Annotated in this window: 20 protein-coding genes, 1 tRNA gene and 1 other RNA gene; 6 read left to right on the forward strand and 16 right to left on the reverse strand. The window is 63.2% G+C overall.

What is annotated here, in order from left to right; translation table 11 throughout:
• Positions 1–5: 5 nt before the first annotated feature.
• From fabF to V7M64_RS03050, 7 genes are all read right to left on the reverse strand, one after another.
• Complete coding sequence (gene fabF, locus V7M64_RS03020; protein ID WP_333676931.1) at positions 6–1,244, reverse strand: beta-ketoacyl-ACP synthase II; 1,239 nt, start codon at positions 1,242–1,244, stop codon at positions 6–8.
• Positions 1,245–1,608: 364 nt separating this feature from the next.
• Positions 1,609–1,848 (reverse strand): acyl carrier protein, encoded by a 240-nt coding sequence (acpP, locus tag V7M64_RS03025; protein WP_233843052.1) that lies wholly within the window; start codon positions 1,846–1,848, stop codon positions 1,609–1,611.
• Between the two features lie 288 nt (positions 1,849–2,136).
• Complete coding sequence (gene fabG / locus V7M64_RS03030) at positions 2,137–2,877, reverse strand: 3-oxoacyl-ACP reductase FabG (protein ID WP_333676934.1); 741 nt, start codon at positions 2,875–2,877, stop codon at positions 2,137–2,139.
• 43 nt (positions 2,878–2,920) lie between these two features.
• Complete coding sequence (fabD, locus tag V7M64_RS03035; protein WP_333676936.1) at positions 2,921–3,868, reverse strand: ACP S-malonyltransferase; 948 nt, start codon at positions 3,866–3,868, stop codon at positions 2,921–2,923.
• A gap of 110 nt (positions 3,869–3,978) precedes the next feature.
• Complete coding sequence (locus V7M64_RS03040; RefSeq protein ID WP_333676937.1) at positions 3,979–4,956, reverse strand: beta-ketoacyl-ACP synthase III; 978 nt, start codon at positions 4,954–4,956, stop codon at positions 3,979–3,981.
• A gap of 181 nt (positions 4,957–5,137) precedes the next feature.
• On the reverse strand, positions 5,138–5,332 hold the full coding sequence (rpmF, locus tag V7M64_RS03045; protein ID WP_324147248.1) for a 50S ribosomal protein L32: 195 nt from the start codon (positions 5,330–5,332) through the stop codon (positions 5,138–5,140).
• A gap of 19 nt (positions 5,333–5,351) precedes the next feature.
• A complete protein-coding gene (locus tag V7M64_RS03050; protein WP_333676939.1) occupies positions 5,352–5,831 on the reverse strand; it encodes a YceD family protein in 480 nt (159 codons plus the stop codon).
• A 172-nt stretch (positions 5,832–6,003) separates the two neighbouring features.
• Between V7M64_RS03050 and V7M64_RS03055 the strand changes: the two genes are divergently transcribed.
• The gene (locus tag V7M64_RS03055; RefSeq protein ID WP_333676940.1) at positions 6,004–6,456 is read left to right on the forward strand and encodes a hypothetical protein; all 453 of its coding nucleotides are present in this window, start codon (positions 6,004–6,006) and stop codon (positions 6,454–6,456) included.
• A complete protein-coding gene (locus V7M64_RS03060) occupies positions 6,453–7,040 on the forward strand; it encodes a Maf family nucleotide pyrophosphatase (RefSeq protein WP_333676941.1) in 588 nt (195 codons plus the stop codon). Before V7M64_RS03055 ends, V7M64_RS03060 begins: the two co-directional genes overlap by 4 nt.
• 27 nt (positions 7,041–7,067) lie before the next feature.
• On the opposite strand, the gene V7M64_RS03065 is transcribed toward V7M64_RS03060, so the two are convergent.
• The gene (locus V7M64_RS03065; RefSeq protein ID WP_333676942.1) at positions 7,068–8,690 is read right to left on the reverse strand and encodes a glycosyltransferase family 39 protein; all 1,623 of its coding nucleotides are present in this window, start codon (positions 8,688–8,690) and stop codon (positions 7,068–7,070) included.
• Here V7M64_RS03065 and V7M64_RS03070 point away from each other — a divergent pair.
• Genes V7M64_RS03070 through V7M64_RS03085 form a run of 4 tightly spaced genes read left to right on the forward strand, consistent with a single transcriptional unit; the run spans position 8,680 to position 13,195 of the window.
• Entirely contained in the window at positions 8,680–9,621 is a 942-nt protein-coding gene (locus tag V7M64_RS03070; RefSeq protein WP_333676943.1) for an AAA family ATPase, read from the forward strand. The two genes, V7M64_RS03065 and V7M64_RS03070, sit on opposite strands and share 11 nt — an antisense overlap.
• Before the next feature lie 12 nt (positions 9,622–9,633).
• Positions 9,634–10,581, forward strand: a complete 948-nt coding sequence (locus V7M64_RS03075; protein ID WP_333676972.1) for a DUF58 domain-containing protein — start codon at positions 9,634–9,636, stop codon at positions 10,579–10,581.
• Positions 10,578–12,548, forward strand: a complete 1,971-nt coding sequence (locus V7M64_RS03080; protein ID WP_333676944.1) for a DUF3488 and transglutaminase-like domain-containing protein — start codon at positions 10,578–10,580, stop codon at positions 12,546–12,548. The genes V7M64_RS03075 and V7M64_RS03080 overlap by 4 nt, the downstream gene beginning before the upstream one ends.
• 50 nt (positions 12,549–12,598) lie before the next feature.
• Positions 12,599–13,195, forward strand: a complete 597-nt coding sequence (locus V7M64_RS03085) for a Slp family lipoprotein (protein ID WP_333676945.1) — start codon at positions 12,599–12,601, stop codon at positions 13,193–13,195.
• Between the two features lie 78 nt (positions 13,196–13,273).
• Here the strand turns inward: V7M64_RS03085 and V7M64_RS03090 are convergent, their stop codons facing one another.
• The 8 genes from V7M64_RS03090 to V7M64_RS03125 form a co-directional block, all read right to left on the reverse strand.
• Entirely contained in the window at positions 13,274–13,618 is a 345-nt protein-coding gene (locus V7M64_RS03090; protein WP_333676946.1) for a histidine triad nucleotide-binding protein, read from the reverse strand.
• 10 nt (positions 13,619–13,628) lie between these two features.
• Positions 13,629–14,228, reverse strand: a complete 600-nt coding sequence (gene recR, locus V7M64_RS03095; RefSeq protein WP_333676948.1) for a recombination mediator RecR — start codon at positions 14,226–14,228, stop codon at positions 13,629–13,631.
• Positions 14,229–14,265: 37 nt separating this feature from the next.
• A complete protein-coding gene (locus V7M64_RS03100; protein ID WP_333676949.1) occupies positions 14,266–14,589 on the reverse strand; it encodes a YbaB/EbfC family nucleoid-associated protein in 324 nt (107 codons plus the stop codon).
• 18 nt (positions 14,590–14,607) lie between these two features.
• Positions 14,608–16,290, reverse strand: coding sequence for a DNA polymerase III subunit gamma/tau (gene dnaX / locus V7M64_RS03105; RefSeq protein ID WP_333676950.1), 1,683 nt, complete (start codon positions 16,288–16,290; stop codon positions 14,608–14,610).
• A gap of 89 nt (positions 16,291–16,379) precedes the next feature.
• An RNA gene (gene ffs / locus V7M64_RS03110) (signal recognition particle sRNA small type) lies at positions 16,380–16,476 on the reverse strand.
• A 259-nt stretch (positions 16,477–16,735) separates the two neighbouring features.
• Positions 16,736–16,828 (reverse strand) — tRNA-Ser (locus V7M64_RS03115).
• Between the two features lie 133 nt (positions 16,829–16,961).
• Complete coding sequence (locus V7M64_RS03120; protein ID WP_333676951.1) at positions 16,962–17,720, reverse strand: MBL fold metallo-hydrolase; 759 nt, start codon at positions 17,718–17,720, stop codon at positions 16,962–16,964.
• Positions 17,717–18,442 carry a 3-deoxy-D-manno-octulosonic acid kinase gene (locus tag V7M64_RS03125; RefSeq protein WP_333676952.1) on the reverse strand — a complete coding sequence of 242 codons (726 nt, stop codon included), beginning with the start codon at positions 18,440–18,442 and terminating at the stop codon, positions 17,717–17,719. The genes V7M64_RS03120 and V7M64_RS03125 overlap by 4 nt, the downstream gene beginning before the upstream one ends.
• Between the last annotated feature and the right edge of the window lie 4 nt (positions 18,443–18,446).

The following is an 18,446-nucleotide window of genomic DNA, read 5'->3' on the forward strand; positions in this document are numbered from 1 at the left end:
ATAGGTCAGAGTCGACGGAAAGCGAGCGTGCCGTTGGTCCCGCCGAAGCCGAACGAGTTGGAGATGGCAATGTCGATCTTCGCGTCGCGCGCGGTGTGCGGCACGAAATCCAGATCGCAGCCTTCGCCCGGCTCATCCAGGTTGATGGTGGGCGGCAGTACTTGGTCACGCATGGCGAGAATGCTGAAGATTGCCTCCACGCCGCCCGCGGCACCCAGCAGGTGGCCGGTAGTGGACTTGGTGGAGCTCATCGCCAGCTTGTAGGCGTGATCACCGAACACGCTCTTGGCCGCCAGCACTTCGCCCAGATCGCCTAGCGGGGTGGAGGTGCCATGCGCATTGACGTACTGCACGTCAGTGGGATTGATGCCGCCATCGCGCAGGGCCGCTGCCATACAGCGCGCCGCACCCTCACCGCCCTCGCTGGGCGCGGTGATATGGTACGCATCGCCGCTCATGCCAAAGCCAACCAACTCGCAGTAGATGTTCGCACCGCGCGCCTTGGCCTGTTCGTATTCCTCCAACACCAGCACACCGGCACCATCGGACAGCACGAAACCGTCGCGACTCTTGTCCCAAGGACGGCTCGCCTTGGTGGGCTCATCGTTGCGGGTGGACATGGCCTTGGCCGAGCAGAAGCCAGCCATGGCGGTACCCGTAGTGGCGAATTCCGCACCGCCGGCGATCATCACGTCGGCATCGCCATACTGGATCATGCGCGCGGCCAGGCCGATATTGTGCGTACCGGTGGTGCATGCCGTCACGCAGGCGATGTTCGGCCCCTTCAGGCCAAACATGATCGACAGATGGCCTGACACCATATTGATGATCGAGCTCGGCACGAAGAACGGCGACACGCGGCGCGGCCCCTTTTCGTGCAGCTCGATGGATGTGTCTTCGATGGTGTTGAGGCCGCCGATGCCTGCCGCCACGGCCACGCCGATGCGTGGCGCGTTGGCTTCCGTCACTTCCAGGCCGGAGTCGCGCAGGGCTTGCGTACCCGCTGCGATGCCGTAGTGGATGAACGGATCCATCTTCTTGATTTCCTTCGGCGCGATCCATTGCGCAGGATCGAAATCGCGCACCTGCCCGGCGATGCGCGTGGCATATGCCGTCGCGTCGAAGTGCGTGACCGGGCCGATGCCGCTAACGCCCTTGAGGATGTTGTTCCAGGCGGTGGCGATGTCGTTGCCAACCGGCGAAATGATGCCCATGCCGGTCACTACCACACGTCGTTTGCTCATGGATCGAATTCCTAGCTGGTTCGGGAAAGGTCAGCGTTTGGGGGCCGGTCGGACTTGAGTTGGCCGGGCTGCAAATCCGCCTGCGCGGTCCGTATTTCCGTCGATGCTTGACCCATAGAACCACTATGGGTCTGCACATCGCCGAAAACCTGGCCTCGTGCAGTCGAATTTTCGCCTCGACCACTCAAATCCGAAAGGCTCCTAGGCATCACTTTCCGGCTTATCGCGATGCATGCCGACCGCGCACACCATACGGGATCGGACGTTGCAAAATGCAGAAACGAAAACTGCGCCGAGATGGCGCAGCTTCCGATATTCACGACGTGGTACATGGGACGACAGTGTATGCGCCCCGCCACGCAGATCACTCCTTGGTGTGGGCCTTGATGTAATCGACAGCCTGCTGCACGGTGGTGATCTTCTCGGCTTCCTCGTCGGGAATTTCGGTTTCGAATTCCTCTTCGAGCGCCATCACCAGCTCAACCGTGTCCAGCGAATCCGCGCCCAGATCGTCTACGAACGAAGAGTTCGGTTGGACCTCATCTTCTTTCACGCCAAGCTGCTCGACGACGATTTTCTTGACGCGTTCTTCGATGGTGCTCATGTTGCCTTTGCCTCCCAAGGGGAAATTAGTCCGTTTGCCGGATTCCGCCGGCAAAGTCTGCGGCATTGTAGTGGCTAAGCCGCGAAGCCGCCAATTATGCCAGGAATACAAGCCGCCGCGGGTTTCACACGGCGCGAAACCGCGATTGTCACCCAAAACGGCCCCCGTGACGACTTTTTGTTGCGGATGATTTCGGCCCGTAACCAATTTCAAACGGGATGAGCCACGACACAGCTCAAGCTTGAGCCGGTCGCGCCCTTTTCAAGCCAGGCCTTTCGGCTCAACCGCTTACGGCATGTACATGCCGCCATTCACATGCAATGTCTCGCCAGTGATGTACGCCGCCGCCGGCGATGCCAGGAAGCCCACTGCCTTGGCAATGTCGCTGGCTTCGCCAAACCGGCCCAGCGCAATCTGGCCCAGCAGGGCTTGCTTGGACTCTTCCGGCAGGCCCCGGGTCATGTCGGTATCGATGAAGCCCGGAGCCACCACGTTGACGGTGATGCTGCGCGAACCGATTTCGCGAGCCAGCGATTTGGAGAACGCAATGATGCCGGCCTTGGCCGCCGCATAGTTGGCCTGGCCAGGATTACCGGTAAGACCGATCACCGAAGCGATCGAAATGATGCGGCCCTTGCGCGCCTTCATCATGCCGCGCATCACCGCCTTGGACAGGCGATAGACCGATGTGAGATTGGTGTCGAGAACGGCCTGCCAGTCTTCATCGCGCATGCGCAGCAGCAGCTGGTCGCGCGTGATGCCCGCATTGTTGACCAGGATCGATACGGCGCCGTGCTGCTTGGCGATATCGTCAATCAGCGCCTCCACCGAGGTGGCATCCGTGACGTTCAATACACGTCCATGGCCGCCATGCGGAGCCAGCCGTTCGCCGATGGCGGCGGCGCCGGCTTCACTGGTGGCCGTGCCGATCACGGTGGCGCCCATGGCAGCAAGTTCGTCGGCGATCGCCGCGCCAATGCCGCGACTGGCGCCCGTAACCAGTGCAATTTCACCCTGCAGTGTGCTCATGCTTGTGTCCTTCGGTGAGGCGTGATTCGAAGAAGAGAAAACGTCAGGCCCACTCGCTGCGCACGGCATCGAGATCGGCAGGCGTACCCATGGCGCGAGCTTCCACGCTCTTGTCGATGCGCTTGATCAGCCCGGTCAGCACCTTGCCTGGACCGCATTCGGCAAGCTGCGTGACGCCGCCGGCTATCAGCGCCTGCACGCATTCGGTCCAGCGCACCGGCAGGTAAAGCTGGCGTTGCAAGGCGCCGCGAATATCTTCCACGGAGGCGTAGCTGCGTGCTTCCGCATTTTGCACCACCGAAATCGCCGGTGTGTGCCACGCGATGGATGCCATGCGCTCACCCAGCTTGTCGGCGGCCTCGCGCATCAGCGCGGTATGCGAGGGGACGGATACCGCCAGCTTCACCGCTTTTTTGACGCCTTGCTCGGCGAGCTTCGCCAGCGCGCGATCGACGGCTTCGGCGTTGCCGGCAATCACCAGCTGGCCGGGCGAGTTGTAGTTGGCCGGCGCCACCACCTGCCCTTGCGCAACTTCTTCGCACACCGCAGCGATTTGCGCATCGTCGCCGCCAAGAATCGCAGCCATCGCGCCCACGCCGGGCGGCACTGCGGCTTGCATCAAACGACCACGTTCGGCCACCAGCGCTGCTGCGTCGTGCAATGACAAAGCGCCCGCACAAACCAGCGCGCTGTATTCGCCAAGACTGTGACCGGACAACTGCGACGGCTGTGCACCGCCCAGTTTCTGCCACACGCGCCACACCGCCACGCTGGCCGCGAGCAAGGCCGGCTGCGTGTTCTCGGTGCGGTTGAGTTGATCCTCCGGCCCTTGTTGGCTGAGCGCCCACAGATCAATGCCGGCGCCTTGAGAAGCTTCGTCGAACGTGGCTTTCACTTCGCCATGGGCCGCGGCCAGTTCGGCCAGCATTCCGACCGACTGCGAACCCTGGCCGGGAAAAACGAAAGCGAGCGATGCGGACGATCGGGTCATGAACAGGCGCAATCCATCAGGAAAAACGAAATGGTGCCATCAATGCACGACGTACGCAGCCGTATTCGGCTGCGTGTGCAGATAGGCAACGCAGTTTTGCTTTGCTCGGATCAGTAGCGCAACAAGGCCGAGGCCCAGGTAAATCCGCCACCGAAGGCCTCCAGCAACAGGTTCTGTCCACGCCGTACCTTGCCCGAGCGCACCGCGAAATCCAATGCAAGCGGCACGGAGCCGGCAGAGGTATTGGCATGCTTGTCGACGGTGACGATCACCTGCTCCATCGACATGTTCAAACGCTTTGCCGTGGCTTCGATGATGCGCAAATTGGCTTGATGCGGAATCAGCCAATCCAGTTGCGATGCCTCCATGCCGGCGGCAGTGAGCGTTTCCTCGACCAGCGAATCGAGCGTCTTCACCGCAACCTTGAACACTTCACGTCCGGCCATGCGGATGCGCACGCCATGGTTGGGTTCGTCATCCTTGAAACCGACGGACACGCCGACCGGATTCCAGAGCAACTCTTTGTAGCCGCCATCGGCATGCAGGCAGGTGGCGTAAATACCGGGTTCACTGGCGGCTTCCAACACCACGGCGCCGGCACCATCACCGAACAGCACGCAGGTTTCGCGCTCTTCCCAGTGCACCATGCGCGTCAGCGTTTCGGCGCCGATCACCAGCACTTTCTTCGACTGGCAGCTACGGATGAACTTGTCCGCAATGCCCAGGGCGTAAACGAAACCGGAGCATGCGGCATTCACGTCGAACGCCGCGCAACCGTTGGCGCCAAGGCGATGCTGCACCAGGCATGCGGTGGAAGGGAAAATGATGTCGGGCGTGGTGGTGCCCAGCACGATCAGATCGAGTTCGGATGCCTTGACGCCAGCCGCATCGAGCGCGCGTTGCGCGGCCAGCGTGGACAAATCTCCCGTGGTTTCCCCATCGGCAGCGACGTGGCGCTGGCGAATGCCGGTGCGTTCGCGAATCCATTCGTCGCTGGTGTCGACGAACTTTTCGAGATCGGCATTGGTAAGAACACGCTCCGGCAAGGCGCTGCCGGTGCCGACGATGCGGGAATAGATCTGGGTCATTGAATATCCATCAGCGGGCGAAGGTGCCTGATGTCACCCACTTTGCACGGTGACCCGAACACCCAGACCCGCAACGTTACGTTGCCGTGGGAACCCATTCAATAGGCACGCCGGCGTAGCAGAACGCAAAGCGGCGCGTTGCCGCGCCGCTTTGCGAACGAAACCAACAGGTTTCGACCGATCAGTCTTCGTCGACCACCGCGGTGTTGGTGTCGATCACCTTCTTGCCGCGGTAGTAGCCATCGGCGGTCACGTGGTGACGACGATGCACTTCGCCGCTGGTCTGGTCGGTGGCCAACTGCACGGTGCTCAGCTTGTCGTGCGAGCGACGCATGCCGCGGGTGGACGGGGTCTTGCGGCTCTTTTGAACGGCCATGGTGGTTTCTCCAGCTAAATCATTTGTTCTTGAGTTCGCGCAACACCGCGAACGGGTTATCGGGACGCTCTTCGGCAGGAATCGCTTCCGCCGGCGGGCGTGTGACTTCTTCAGGCAATGCAGCGTCCGGATTGACCGGTATCAGCGGCAGCGCCAACAACAGTTCGTCCTCGATCACATCGATCGGATTCAGCTTGCCGTCCTCGGCGACCAGCAAGGGTTCGACCCCTGAGGGAAGCCCGGCCTCCTCCTGCTCCGTACGGATCAGGCCCAGACGGCTATCCACCGCAATGGGCATGACGAACGGATCGAGCGTACGCTGGCAGACCAGCCACAAGGGCGCCTGGACGCGAACTTCGACGTAGGCGGTGCCGAACTCGTCCCGACCGAAGTCGAGCTGGTACTGGGCCAAACCTGCATCATCCGCCAGCGCCTCGCTGAGGCGAGGCATTGCGGCGATGGGCAGTGACCCCTGGAACGAACGCCGCGCGGAAACCATGCGCCAAGCGTCCACGGACTCTGGCAGTGTCGCGGACATAACCGGGAAATAGTAAGTTTCCCCGGAGGTTAAGTCAACCGCGCAAGCCATCACATCGCCCGACTGCGTGCTTTGCCTGAACCGAACGCATGCGGCAGACTGCGCGCATCCTAAGCCCTACGCCGGCCCTCCCTTGGACACTTCCCTCACGATCGGATTGATCGCTCTGTTCATTCTGGTGGCCGTCGCCCTCGTCGGCACCTTTCTGCTGCGCCGGCTGAACCGGCGCAACGCCAGCCTCAGGCGCCTGCTCGAGCTTGCCGATCGAGTCGAGGCCGATCTCAAATCCTGCCGGGCCAAACTCAAGCAGGCCCACGCGGTGATGTCGACGAACCCTGATCTCCCAGCCGCCAGTGAGCAGGAAGCCGCCAACGCGGTGGACGCCGGCCTGCGTGCCTTGCTGCAGCAGCGCATCTGGATCCGCGACCATGCCCCCACCGCCAGCCTGAGAGAACTGGACGCCGCCGCGCAGGCCATGGGCCAGACCCGCGATCGGCTCCGCCCGCTGCTGCAGGCCCTCGGCGAGGCACAGGACGAGCTGGACAGCGCCATGCGCGAACACATCCGCCAGGACTCGCATTCATGAGCCACCAGCGACGGCTGGTGCTCGGCTCCACTTCCCGCTACCGCGCCGGCTTGCTTGGACGACTGGGCCTGCCCTTCGAACAGCGGGCACCGGGCACGTCTGAAACCGAACTGCCCGGAGAAGCGCCAGCCGCACGCGCCATGCGGCTGGCCATCGCCAAAGCCACGGACGCGGGCAACGGCTTGACCGATGCCCTGGTCATCGGCTCGGATCAAGTTGCTGAACTCGGGGGCCTGCTACTGGAAAAGCCCGGCTCCGTAGAGCGTGCGCATGCGCAATTGGGCAGTTGCTCCGGCCACATCGTTTCCTTTCACACGGCGCTATGCGTGCTCGATACCGCCAACGCACAGCAACGCACGCATCTCGATCTCACGCGCGTGCATTTTCGCGTGCTGCCATCTAAAGAAATCAGCCGTTACATCGAGCGCGAGCAGCCATTGGATTGCGCCGGAAGTTTCAAATGCGAAGGACTCGGCATCAGCTTGTTCGAGCGCATTGAGAACGACGATCCAACCGCATTGATCGGCTTGCCGTTGATGGCGCTAGCGAGACTATTGCGCGAAGCTGGCCTTGATGTGCCGTAGCACCTCCATAGGTTGGGGAAATCCAGCCTACAAGTCCGAAGCGTAGGCCTTCCATGCCACGCAATCACCCGCATGGGTTGCATGCATAGCATGCGCAACCTGTCCGCGATAAAACGCAACACGCTTGCGCCCATCCAGCAGACTCAGACGCTGCACGAACCGCAAGTCATCGATACGCGCACATAGCGAATCCAGCCATGCCTCACGCTCGCGTCCGCGTGCAGCGTTTTCATCGACCACCAGCAGCATCGAAGCACCAGCATGTTCGCGGCGAAGCGCGGTTTCATCCATCGCCCATATCGCAAGCTGCGGCGCGCGTCCGTATTTCACGTTGAGCGGATGGTCGAGTGTGTAGATCTCGCGCTTGCCGTCGAACTGAAAATCCAGCTCGGCAGCCATCATGAAATTGTCTGCGACCAGCAAGGCCGGTTGCAGCATGATCTGCTGCCGGGCGACGCTGGCGCTTTCATGCCAACCGACGAAAGCCGTCGGCACGATACGGGCAGCACCCGTTGTCTTTGCCGCATCTGGAAACGCAGTCAGTCCCAGGCAAATCAATCCTGCCGCTTGCACCAGCAGCGCAAGCAGCGCTCCCCATATCGCCACCACGCGCCAAGCGCGACTACCTGTCGATCGATCCAGCAGCGCCGGCAAGGCCGCCAGCAAAGGCAAATAACCTGGCAACGGCCAATGCACACGAAAACGTTCGTTGTCGGCAACCAATCCGGCCACGAAATAAACAACGATGAAAGTGAGCGACAACCACGCCAGCACATCCCACGGAGCGCCTTCACGACGCCGACGCCAGCATTGCCACGCGGCCCATAGCAAACATGCATACAACAGCGGCGTACACGTCACCGCCTGCTCCAGCGGCTGCACCAGCGCATCGGCGTGGAAACGCCACGGATTGCGCTCGATCAACTGAAAGGCAATACCGGCGCCGTGCTGCTGCCAATTGGATATCAGCAAGGGCACCAGGCCCAGCGCTCCAATGAACATCGCCAACCAGAAACCCTCTCGCCGCCATTGCATGCGTCCACGCGGCGTCAACAACATCAACAGCAGGCCAGCGAGCATGTACATGGCCGCGCGATAGTGGCTCATCCAACAACATGCGAGGGCCATGCCCAATAGCAGCCAATCGCGCCATCGATTCTCATCCATCCCACGCAGCAGCGCATACATGGCAACGAGTCCCGCAACGGTAAGCGGTACGTCGGGCATCGCCATCACGCCCAGGCTGCCGGCCAACGGCAGGCATAGGCACAGCAAGCCAGCCTGCCAACCAGTCCGCGCACCGAAGGCACGACGGCCGCACAACACCAGCAGCCATGGCAACGCACCGCCCAACAACAGAAACGGCCAGCGCATGCCCAGAAGTCCATGCCCCGCCACGCTCTCACCCAGGCGGATCAGCCAGGCCGTCAACGGCGGCAGATCGCTGTAGCCCCAGGCAAGGTGGCGGCTTTCTTCCCAGTAGAACGCTTCGTCCCCGAACGGCTGGACGCTCAGGACAAGCAGCAGCTTCACCACCGACAGAGCAAGGAACACTGTGACGAAAGCCGCTCGCCAGCGCGCGATACTGGCGACTACACTGGCATCGCCTTCCCCATCTGTCCTCGGTTCCCGCAAACCCATGTCAGCCATCACTCCGCTTCGTGATGAAAACCTGCAAAAGCGCCTTCACGCCGCCATCGCCCAAGTCAACAAAGTGCTGCTCGGCAAGGCACGCCAGGTCAAGCTGGCTTTCACCTGCCTGATTGCAGGCGGCCACCTGTTGCTGGAGGACGTACCGGGCGTCGGCAAGACTACGTTGGCGCATGCGCTGGCAGCGAGTTTCGCACTGGACTTCCAGCGCGTGCAGTTCACCAGCGATCTGCTGCCGTCCGACATTATCGGGGTCAGCATGTACGAGCGCGAGACGGCACAGTTCCGTTTTCATCCCGGCCCGGTATTCGCCGGCCTGTTGCTTGCCGATGAAATCAACCGCGCCACGCCGAAAACGCAAAGCGCCTTGCTGGAAGCGATGGCCGAAAAGCAGGTCACGGTGGATGGCCAGACCCATGCCTTGCCCGATCCGTTCTTCGTGGTGGCCACGCAGAACCCGCTCGACCTGGCCGGCACGTTCCCGCTGCCCGATTCGCAACTGGATCGCTTCATGCTGCGCGTCTCGCTGGATTACCCCGACGCCAGCGCCGAGCGCGAACTGCTCATCGGCAGCGATCGACGCGACCTGCTCACCCATCTGGTTCCACAACTGGATGCCGCCAATCTCGCTGCCTTGAATCGGCAGTCGAAATCCATCACCGCCAGCCCTGCCCTGCTCGATTATCTGCAGGCCCTGCTGGCGGCAAGCCGCCGCCATCCGGAGATTCGCGTGGGTCTTTCGCCACGCGCCGGTCTTTCGTTGCTGGCCGCCGCGCGTGCCTGGGCCATGCTCAGCGATCGCGGCCATGTGTTGCCGGAAGATCTGCAGGCACTGTTCGTGCCGCTGGCCGCACACCGGCTGGTAGCCGCCCGCGGCGCGAATGGCGACACCCTCGCCCGTACACTGTTGAACGAAGTCGCCGTCGACTGAGGAAACATGTCGATACGAACCGAGTGGCAGCGCCTGCAGCATTGGGCCGAACGTCGCTTGCCAGCCTTGACCCGGCATCGGCGCCAGGAAGACCTGCCGATCGAACTGCATCGCCGGCGCATCTACATCGTGCCGACCGGATTCGGCATGGCGTTCACCCTGCTGTTGCTGGTGATGATGGTCGGCAGCCTCAATTATTCGAACAACGCAGGGCTGTTGCTTACCTGCCTGCTTGGTGCAGCGACGTCGATCAGCATGCTGGTGGCGTTTCGCACCTTGAACGGTCTGCGCATACGCGGCGTGCGCGCGGGCCATGCCGTGGCAGGCGATCCGATCGACGTGACGTTCGATGTCGAAGCCCGGCATAAGCGCCAGGCCGTGCGGCTGGATATCGGCGAGGTGACACAGGCTTTCGATGTGAACGGCCGTGCCGACGTCACCGTCAGCATCCTTACCGAACATCGCGGCTGGCTGTCGATACCGCGCCTGCGCATCTGGACCACCTGGCCGATGGGCCTGTTTCGCGCATGGAGCTGGGTGAACCCGCATTACGCGGTGCTCGTGTGGCCACGGCCGGAAATCGGCGGTCCTGCTCCGGCATTGCCGCTGGAAGACCACCGCAGGCAGCGCCTGCATCGTGGCGAAGACCTCGCTTCGCTGCGCGATTACCGTAGCGGCGACTCCATGCGCCACGTTGCATGGAAGGCCAGCGCTCGGCATGAAAACCTGCTGGTGAAAGACTACGAGCAACCCCAGGGCAATCAGGAATGGCGGCTGGATTGGCGCCACCTGCGCGGGCTCGACAACGAAGCGCGCATCGCGCGGCTCGCGCGCTGGTTGGGCGAAGCCCAGGCGCAAGGGCGGCAATGGAGCCTGTGGTTGCCCAGCGAGGCGATCGGCATCGGCGGTGGCCCCTCGCATTACGCGCGCTGCATGAGCGCACTGGCCGTGATTCCATGATCCGCTGGCGGCAGGCCAAGCCTCATGTGCAGGAGCGGATCAGCGACCGCACGTTCGATCTGCTATGCATCACTACCGCCTTTGTACTGGCGGTTCACGCCAGCCATCTGCCCATCGGGCTGACGCTGGGGCTGTTCGTGGCGCTTGCACTGCGCTGGTGGCAGCGCCGCTATCGGCCTGCACGCGTGCCCGGCTGGTTGAAACTGCCGCTGCTGGCCGTGCTGGTCGGCGCCGTCGTGCTTGGCTACGGCAACCTGTTCGGTCGCGAGCCCGGTTCGGCGCTCGCCGCGGGCTTGCTCGTCCTGAAGCTCACCGAAAGCGAAGCGCCGCGCGATGCGCGCGTCGCCGCCGCCTTCGCATGCTTCCTGTTGATGGCCGCGTTGCTGTTCGGTCAAGGCATGGTGGCCACCTTCGTGGTAGCGCTCGGCCTGCTGCCGGCATTGACGACCTGGCGTTCGCTCGAACCCACGCAGGCTTCGCCCGCGCTGCCGCGCCAATTGCTGCCGGCGCTGGGGTTGTTGGGTGCCTCCTTGCCATTGGCGCTTGCCGCCTTCGTACTGGTTCCTCGGCTGAGTACACCGCTGTGGGGCAACAACAACCAGTCGGCGGCGCGCACCGGCCTCGCGGACCATATGTCGCCCAGCGAATTCAACGAACTGCTCACCGACGACACCGCCGCCATACGCGTGAGTTTCGAGGGGCCGCCGCCGCCGCAAGACAAGCGCTATTTCCGCGCCTTCGTGATGTGGAACTACGACGGCCGGGACTGGCAGCGATCCGAGCAGCCGCAAAGCACGTCCATACCAGTCGAAGCCGCCAAGACGATCCGCTACCACATCAGCCTGGAACCCACGCATCAGCACGTGCTACCTACGCTGGATGTGCCGCTGGCAGCGCCGGCGCAGTCGCAAGCGCATACGGACGGTGAAGTCTTTGCGGACAAGCCGATCGATGAAGTGCGGGAATACGACCTGCGCTCGGCGGTGAGCTACCGCTTGCAGCCGACCCTGGACATCGACACGCGCATGCATGCCCTGCAACTGCCGGACGGCTTCGACCCGCGCACCCACGCGCTCGCCGAGCAATGGCGCCAACGGTACGGGCGCGATAACGCGGCGATCATCCGGGCAGCCTTGAACATGTTCCATGACGACGGTTTCAGCTACACCCTGCTGCCGGCGCCGCTGGGCCGTAATGCGGTCGATGATTTTCTGTTCAGTACGCGCGAAGGTTTTTGCGAACACTACGCCTCCGCCTTCACCGTGCTGATGCGCGCCGCGGGCATTCCCGCACGCGTGGTCACCGGCTTCCAGGGCGGGTTCTGGAACAACATGGGCCAGTACTTGCTGGTGCGCAATGCCGATGCGCATGCCTGGAGCGAGGTATGGCTGGAAGGGCGCGGCTGGGTGCGCGTCGATCCCACCGCGGCCGTGCGCCCGCAACGCATCTCCCTGGGTGCGGCCAGTGCCGCCGGCAATCAGCTGCCCTGGTATCAGGAGGGCTTCCTGGAATCGATGCGCAACCATTGGGACATCGTCAACCGATGGTGGAACCAAAGCGTTATCGGTTTCGACGCGTTGCGCCAGCGCGGACTACTGATCCCGTTCGGTATCCGCGAGGCAGACATCGGCCTGCTGACCAGGCTGCTGGTGATCTGCATGGCGGCGTTCGGAGCATTGGGCCTGGCGTGGGCGTTGTGGCGTCGACCGGAAGGCGACCCGGCTCTCGCAGCACTGCGCTCGCTGGAACGCAAGCTTGCGCAAGCCGGCGTCATACGCCGGCGCAGCGAAGGGCCACAGCACTTCCTTCGTCGCGCCAGCCGTGCGCTACCCGGTCAACGCGCGGAACTGGACCATTTGATGAGGTGCTATATCGAACTGCGCTACGCCACTCTCGAACCTTCCACGGAATACTTGCGCGCCTTCAGGCAGGCGGTACGGAATTTCCGCCCGCGCCGCATGGTCTGAACATGGCGCAACGATGTAGCATGCACCCGCCCCAGATGGAGAAACACGTCATGTCTCCCCTATACAGAATCATCAGTCTTGCAGCGCTTTCCACCCTGTTGGCCGCGTGCGCCACGGTGCCGAAGCCGTTGCAGGGCAATTTCGCCCCCATCACCACTGCCAGCGTCCAGCAAGGCAGCACCGCCAACGGCACGCAAGTGCGCTGGGGCGGCAGCATCATCAGCACCGAACCGAGCCAGAACGCTACCTGCTTCTATGTCTTGAGCCGCCCGCTCGACGATGAAGCCCGTCCGGTATCGGGCGACAACAGCAACACCCAGGGCCGCTTCGTGGCGTGCCGTCCCGGCTTCTACGATCCTGAAGTCTTCAAGCCCGGTCGCGAAATCTCCGTGACGGGTGCGGTCCAAGGCACGGTCAGCCGCAAGGTCGGGGATTACGACTACGCTTACCCACGCGTCGAAGCCGATGTGGTCTACCTGTGGCCGAAGCGTCCGGTGGTGGTCGGTTATCCGTACGGTCCGGGCTGGTATGACCCCTTCTGGGGGCCCTCCTGGGGTCCGTATTGGGGTGGCCCTTACTGGGGCGGTTGGGGCGGCTGGGGCGGCTGGTACTCGCCGCGGGTGATCGTGGTTCATCGCCACCGCTGATCGGCGCAAGCAAACCACGATGAAAAACGCCGGCATCTGCCGGCGTTTTTCTTTGCATGTCGCGAAGCAGGAAATGCATCAACCCGGCGGCCAATGCATGCGTCGGCCCGCCAGCAGGTGCACATGCAGATGGAACACGGTCTGCCCGCCGTGTTCGTTGCAGTTGACCACCACACGGTAACCGTCCTTGTCGAAGGCTTGTGCCTTCGCGTAATTGGCGGCGGCAAGCATGAGCTTGCCAAGCAGTTCGGCATCCGCGGGCGTGGCGTCGTTCAAGGTGGCGAGTGCGCGCTTGGGCACGAACAACACGTGCACCGGCGCCTGCGGGTTGAGATCCTTGAAAGCGAGCACGTCGTCATTCTCGTAGACGATATCGGCCGGAATTTCGCGCCGGACGATCTTGCCGAAGATGGTGTCACCCATGTGCGTCTCCTCAATCAATGGATTGCCGGCTACCGAAGGCATGCGCCAAGGTGCCGCGATCTACATATTCCAACTCGCCCCCCAACGGCACGCCGTGCGCCAGCCGCGTCGGCCGAATGCCTGCCGCGCGTGCAAGCTGGGCCAGATAGTGCGCCGTCGCCTCGCCTTCCACGGTGGGATTGGTGGCAAGAATCAGTTCTTCCACTTCGCCTTCGGCCAAGCGCTCGGTCAGCAGCCCGAGGCCGAGCTCCTCCGGTCCCAGGCCATCCAGCGGTGACAAACGTCCCATCAAGACGAAGTACTGGCCGCGATAACCGGTCGCCTGTTCGATGGCGGCAAGATCGGTGGGCGATTCCACCACGCACAGCACGTGCCGGTCGCGGCTGCTGCTCGCGCAAATGGCGCACACCGTCGTTTCGCTGAAGTTGCGGCAGCGCGTGCAATGGCCGATTTTCTGCATCGCCTGCTGCAGCACACTGGCCAGCTTCAGCCCGCGCTCGCGTTCGCGCTCCAGCAGGTGGAACGCCATCCGCTGTGCGCTCTTGCCGCCGACACCCGGAAGGCAGCGCAAGGCTTCGATGAGTTCAGTGAGGAGGGGCGAGGAGCTCATGGTTTCGCTTGTTCCCTCTTCGGGAGAGGGAACGGCATCAAAACGGCATCTTGAACCCGGCCGGCAAATTCATGCCGGCGGTGATGCCGCCCAGCTTGTTCTTGCTCGCTTCGGCCACCTTGTTGACCGCATCGTTGATGGCGGCAGCGACCAGATCTTCAGCCATTTCCGGATCGTCGGCAAACAATTGGCGGTCGATCTGCACGCGGCGCACTTCATGCGCCCCCGTCATCAAGACGCTGACCAGGCCGCCCCCGGAGGTGCCGGTGACCTCAAGCTTGGCGATTTCTTCCTGCGCGCGCTTCATGTCTTCCTGCATGCGCTGCGCCTGCTGCATCAGCTGGCCAAGTTGTCCTCTCATAACACGTGTACTCCAACATCAGGGTTCAAAAGGTTTGACGGATTGCGGCACCACGCGCGCACCGAACTCGCGCTTCAGCGTCTGCACCAGCGGATCGCCCTCGATCGAGGCCTCGGCCGCCGATTGCGCCGCGCTGCGTGCTTCGGCCGCACGCGCCGCCGGCGTATGCGCAGCGCCATGACTGTCTTCGACGAAGCGCAGGCGAATCGGTTCGCCCATCGCTTCGCTGAGCCGGTCGGCGATCTGGCTCACGATCGGTTCGACCGCCAGATGCATGTGCGTGGGTTGCAAGGCGAGCACCAGCGTATGCCCTTCCCGGCCGCGAAGTGCCGAGTTTTGCGCGAGCTGGCCGAGCGGGCCGCGCAGATCGGCGCGCCGGATCAGTGCTTCCCAATCGGGCAAGCCACCCGGGCTGGCAACGCGTTGAGGGGCCTCCACGGGTGGCGCAGCAGGCGCGGCATGCTCGCGTTGCGGTGTGGGTGGCCCCGAATGCGCAGGGGGCGCGGCGCGCATGCTTGGCGCGGGCGCCCCCGCAGATGCCGGTGGCGCAGCGGGCTGACGCGATGGCGCAGGCGAACGTTGACCGCCCGATGCCGCGACCGGTGCCGCGTCGTCGCCGGGGCGAAACGCCAGCATGCGCAACAAAGCCATCTCGAAACCGGTGCGCGTGTCAGGCGCAAGCGACAGGTCGCGGCGGCCAGCGGTGGCGATCTGGTAATAGAGCTGCACGTCTTCGGGCGTCATGCGCTCGGCCAGGCTGGTCAAGGCCGGGTCATCACCCTCGTTCTGATCGAGCCGGTAACCGGGTACGAGCTGCAGCAGCTGGATGCGATGCAGCGATGCAGCCAGATCGTCCAGCACGCTGCCGAAATCCGGCGAGAACGACGCGATGCGCGTGCATTCGGCCATCAGCTGTTGGCCATCGCCGGCCGCAAGTGCATCGAGCAAGCCAAGCACCTGTCCACGCTCGACGCTGCCGAGCATGGCGCGCACGTCGTCCGCCTTCAGCGTGCCGCCGCCATAGGCGATCGCCTGGTCCAGCAGCGAGAGGCCGTCACGCATCGAGCCATCCGCCGCGCGGGAAAGCTCCACGATGGCCGCATCGTCGTATTCCAGATGCTCGGCGCCGAGGATGTGGCGCATCTGGCCGGCGATCTGATCCGGCAGCAGGCGCTTGAGGTTGAAGCGCAGGCAGCGCGACAGCACCGTCACCGGCAGCTTTTGCGGATCGGTGGTGGCGAGCAGGAACTTCACGTGCGGCGGCGGCTCTTCCAGCGTCTTCAACAAGGCGTTGAAGGCGGGCTTGGAGAGCATGTGCACTTCGTCCACCAGATAGACCTTGAAGCGGCCGCGCGCCGGTGCGTACTGCGCGTTCTCGATCACCTCGCGCACGTCGTCCACGCCGGTGTTGCTGGCGGCGTCGATTTCCAGCAGATCCACGAAGCGGCCGGCGTCGACCGCCGTGCATACCGCGCATTCGCCGCAGGGATCGGCCGATTCACCGCGCTCGCAGTTCAGCGACTTGGCGAAGATGCGCGCGATGGTGGTCTTGCCCACGCCGCGCGTGCCGGTGAACAGATAGGCGTGGTGCATGCGCCCGCTATCCAGGGCGTTGGTGAGGGCGCGTACGACATGCTCCTGACCGACGAGTTCGGCGAACTTGCGGGGGCGCCACTTACGCGCGAGTACCTGATAGGACATGCGTTAACGCTGCTTGGGTCTAAAGAGCGATTGTGCCAAGTCCAGGGTGGCAAGTCATGCGAACCGAGCGGCGCCCGAAAAGGTGGCGGCCCCGCCAGCCACACCCCGGCACCCGAATCATTCGCTACCGTTGCTTCCTTCCGGACCTGGCGGGGTTTGCGAACTATCGTCGCGGGGGGACCGACGGGGCCACCATAGGGGTGGGCATCGAAGCCCTGGATGCACGTCGGTTCAGCAACCGTCGCTCATCTCGTTGAATTTGGCGGAGAGAGAGGGATTGTTCGGCCCGTCCTTGGGCCTCACCCCTCCGCGCTCCGGGGCCAGCCTTCGGCTGTCCAAATTCGTTCCAGACGAATTTGTCGAACCAAGAGGGTTCTCACCCTCTCTCTCATCCGTGTTCTTACAACTTTGCGCCAGCTTCCAAGCCGTCGCATCTTTCAATATCTGGCGGAGAGAGAGGGATTCGAACCCTCGATACGGGGATAAGCCGTATACACACTTTCCAGGCGTGCTCCTTCAACCACTCGGACATCTCTCCGCACGCAAAAACCATCTTGCCGGTGGGAGACCGGCAAAGAAGCGGAAGAATAGCCGTTAGCCGTCTGACGGACAAGAGCGCAGTCCCCTCAACCAAAAACGTGGGGATAGATCAGGGTTTGCACCATGATCAATCATCCCGCGTCCGGCCTTGGCGGCACCGGTTCGGCTAACGCCACTCGTTCCCCTGCCCGCGCAACGCGATACCCACGCGCCATCAACGCATCGCCATCTGCCTTGCTGCCGTAGTGATAAAGCACCAGGCGCGCGCGCAATCCGTCGTCATACTCGCGCTCGATATCGTCAACACCCGTATGCGAGGGATTGCCCACCAGACCGCAGTCATGCGCGATCACCTCCGACCCACCCGCGTACTGCATCAACACTTCGGGAATGGGACGCGTGTCACCGGTAAACGCGAAACTGTCCTGCAAGGCCAAACCAAATGACGTCCCTGGGCGATGGTGCCGGGTGGCAAACACATCGAACCAGACACCATCCAGCCAGAAACCACGCGAACATGGCACCAGTCGAAAGGCCTCCCAATAATTCACGCCACCCTCGGCCAGCACGCCGGGGTAATCCGCCACCCGCGCCTGCAACCACGGCACCAGTGCCGCATGCGCAAACACGCGCGTTTTTCCACGCAAGCTGTCGTCGAACCACACGCGCGTGAACAATCGTTCCAATCCGCCGACGTGATCCATGTGCGTGTGGGTGATGTAGAGATTTCGCGGCTGTTCGCCATACGCGGCGACATAGCGATCGAGCGTGTCGGGACCGCAATCGACCAGCAGCAGCGGCTTGCTATCGCGTTCCACCACCGCGGATGACGACCCCAGTTCCACCGCATGCGCGGCGCCGGTGCCGAGAAAATTCAGATGCCAGCTCATGCGCCCAGTGTCTCTTCGTAGCCGTCCATGAGAGGTGTCCAAATCGCCTGGTCGAACGGGGCCTCGCCTTGTGCGGCAGCGCCAAGCTTGAACAGCGACCGGCGCAAACGCTGCAGGTTCGCCATGCGCCAACTTCGTGCCAGCGCACGCATGCGGCCGCGATCGAAATCCACCAGATAAAGCCCTGTCGGCGCGATCAGCACGTTGTGCGCATTGAGGTCGGCATGCCACACGCCCGCGCGATGAAAACGCGCCACCAGCGCGCCGACTTCCCGTGCAAGCTCGGCATCCAGTCGACCTTGGATCAGGCTCTCCGCCAGCGTGTGCGCGTCGGCAATCCGTCGCGTGATCAGGTCGGCCTGGTAATAAAGCCCGGCCCGTCGATACTGTGCCGCGACAACCTGCGGCACCGGCAACTGCTGCTTCGCCATCGCCTGCAGCAAGCGGAACTCCTGGAAGCTGCGTGTGCGATCCGCCCCCAACCACAGATAGCGATCGCCCATCAACCGCGCCACCATGCCGCCGCGGCGGTAATGCCGCAGCACGCATTCACCGGCAGGGGTATCGATGATCGCCACTCCCCCGCGGCCGCCCGACTGCGCGCTGAGCGCAGCCTGCCGGCGCCAATGGTCGGCATCGAACCACGTGCTATCGACTTGTGGCGATACGGTAGCGTCGAACAGAATCGCACCCTTGGCGTCTTGGCGCAGTTGCTCGTGCATCGGT

Source organism: Dyella sp., assembly GCF_036746095.1.
Taxonomy (GTDB): domain Bacteria; phylum Pseudomonadota; class Gammaproteobacteria; order Xanthomonadales; family Rhodanobacteraceae; genus Dyella_B.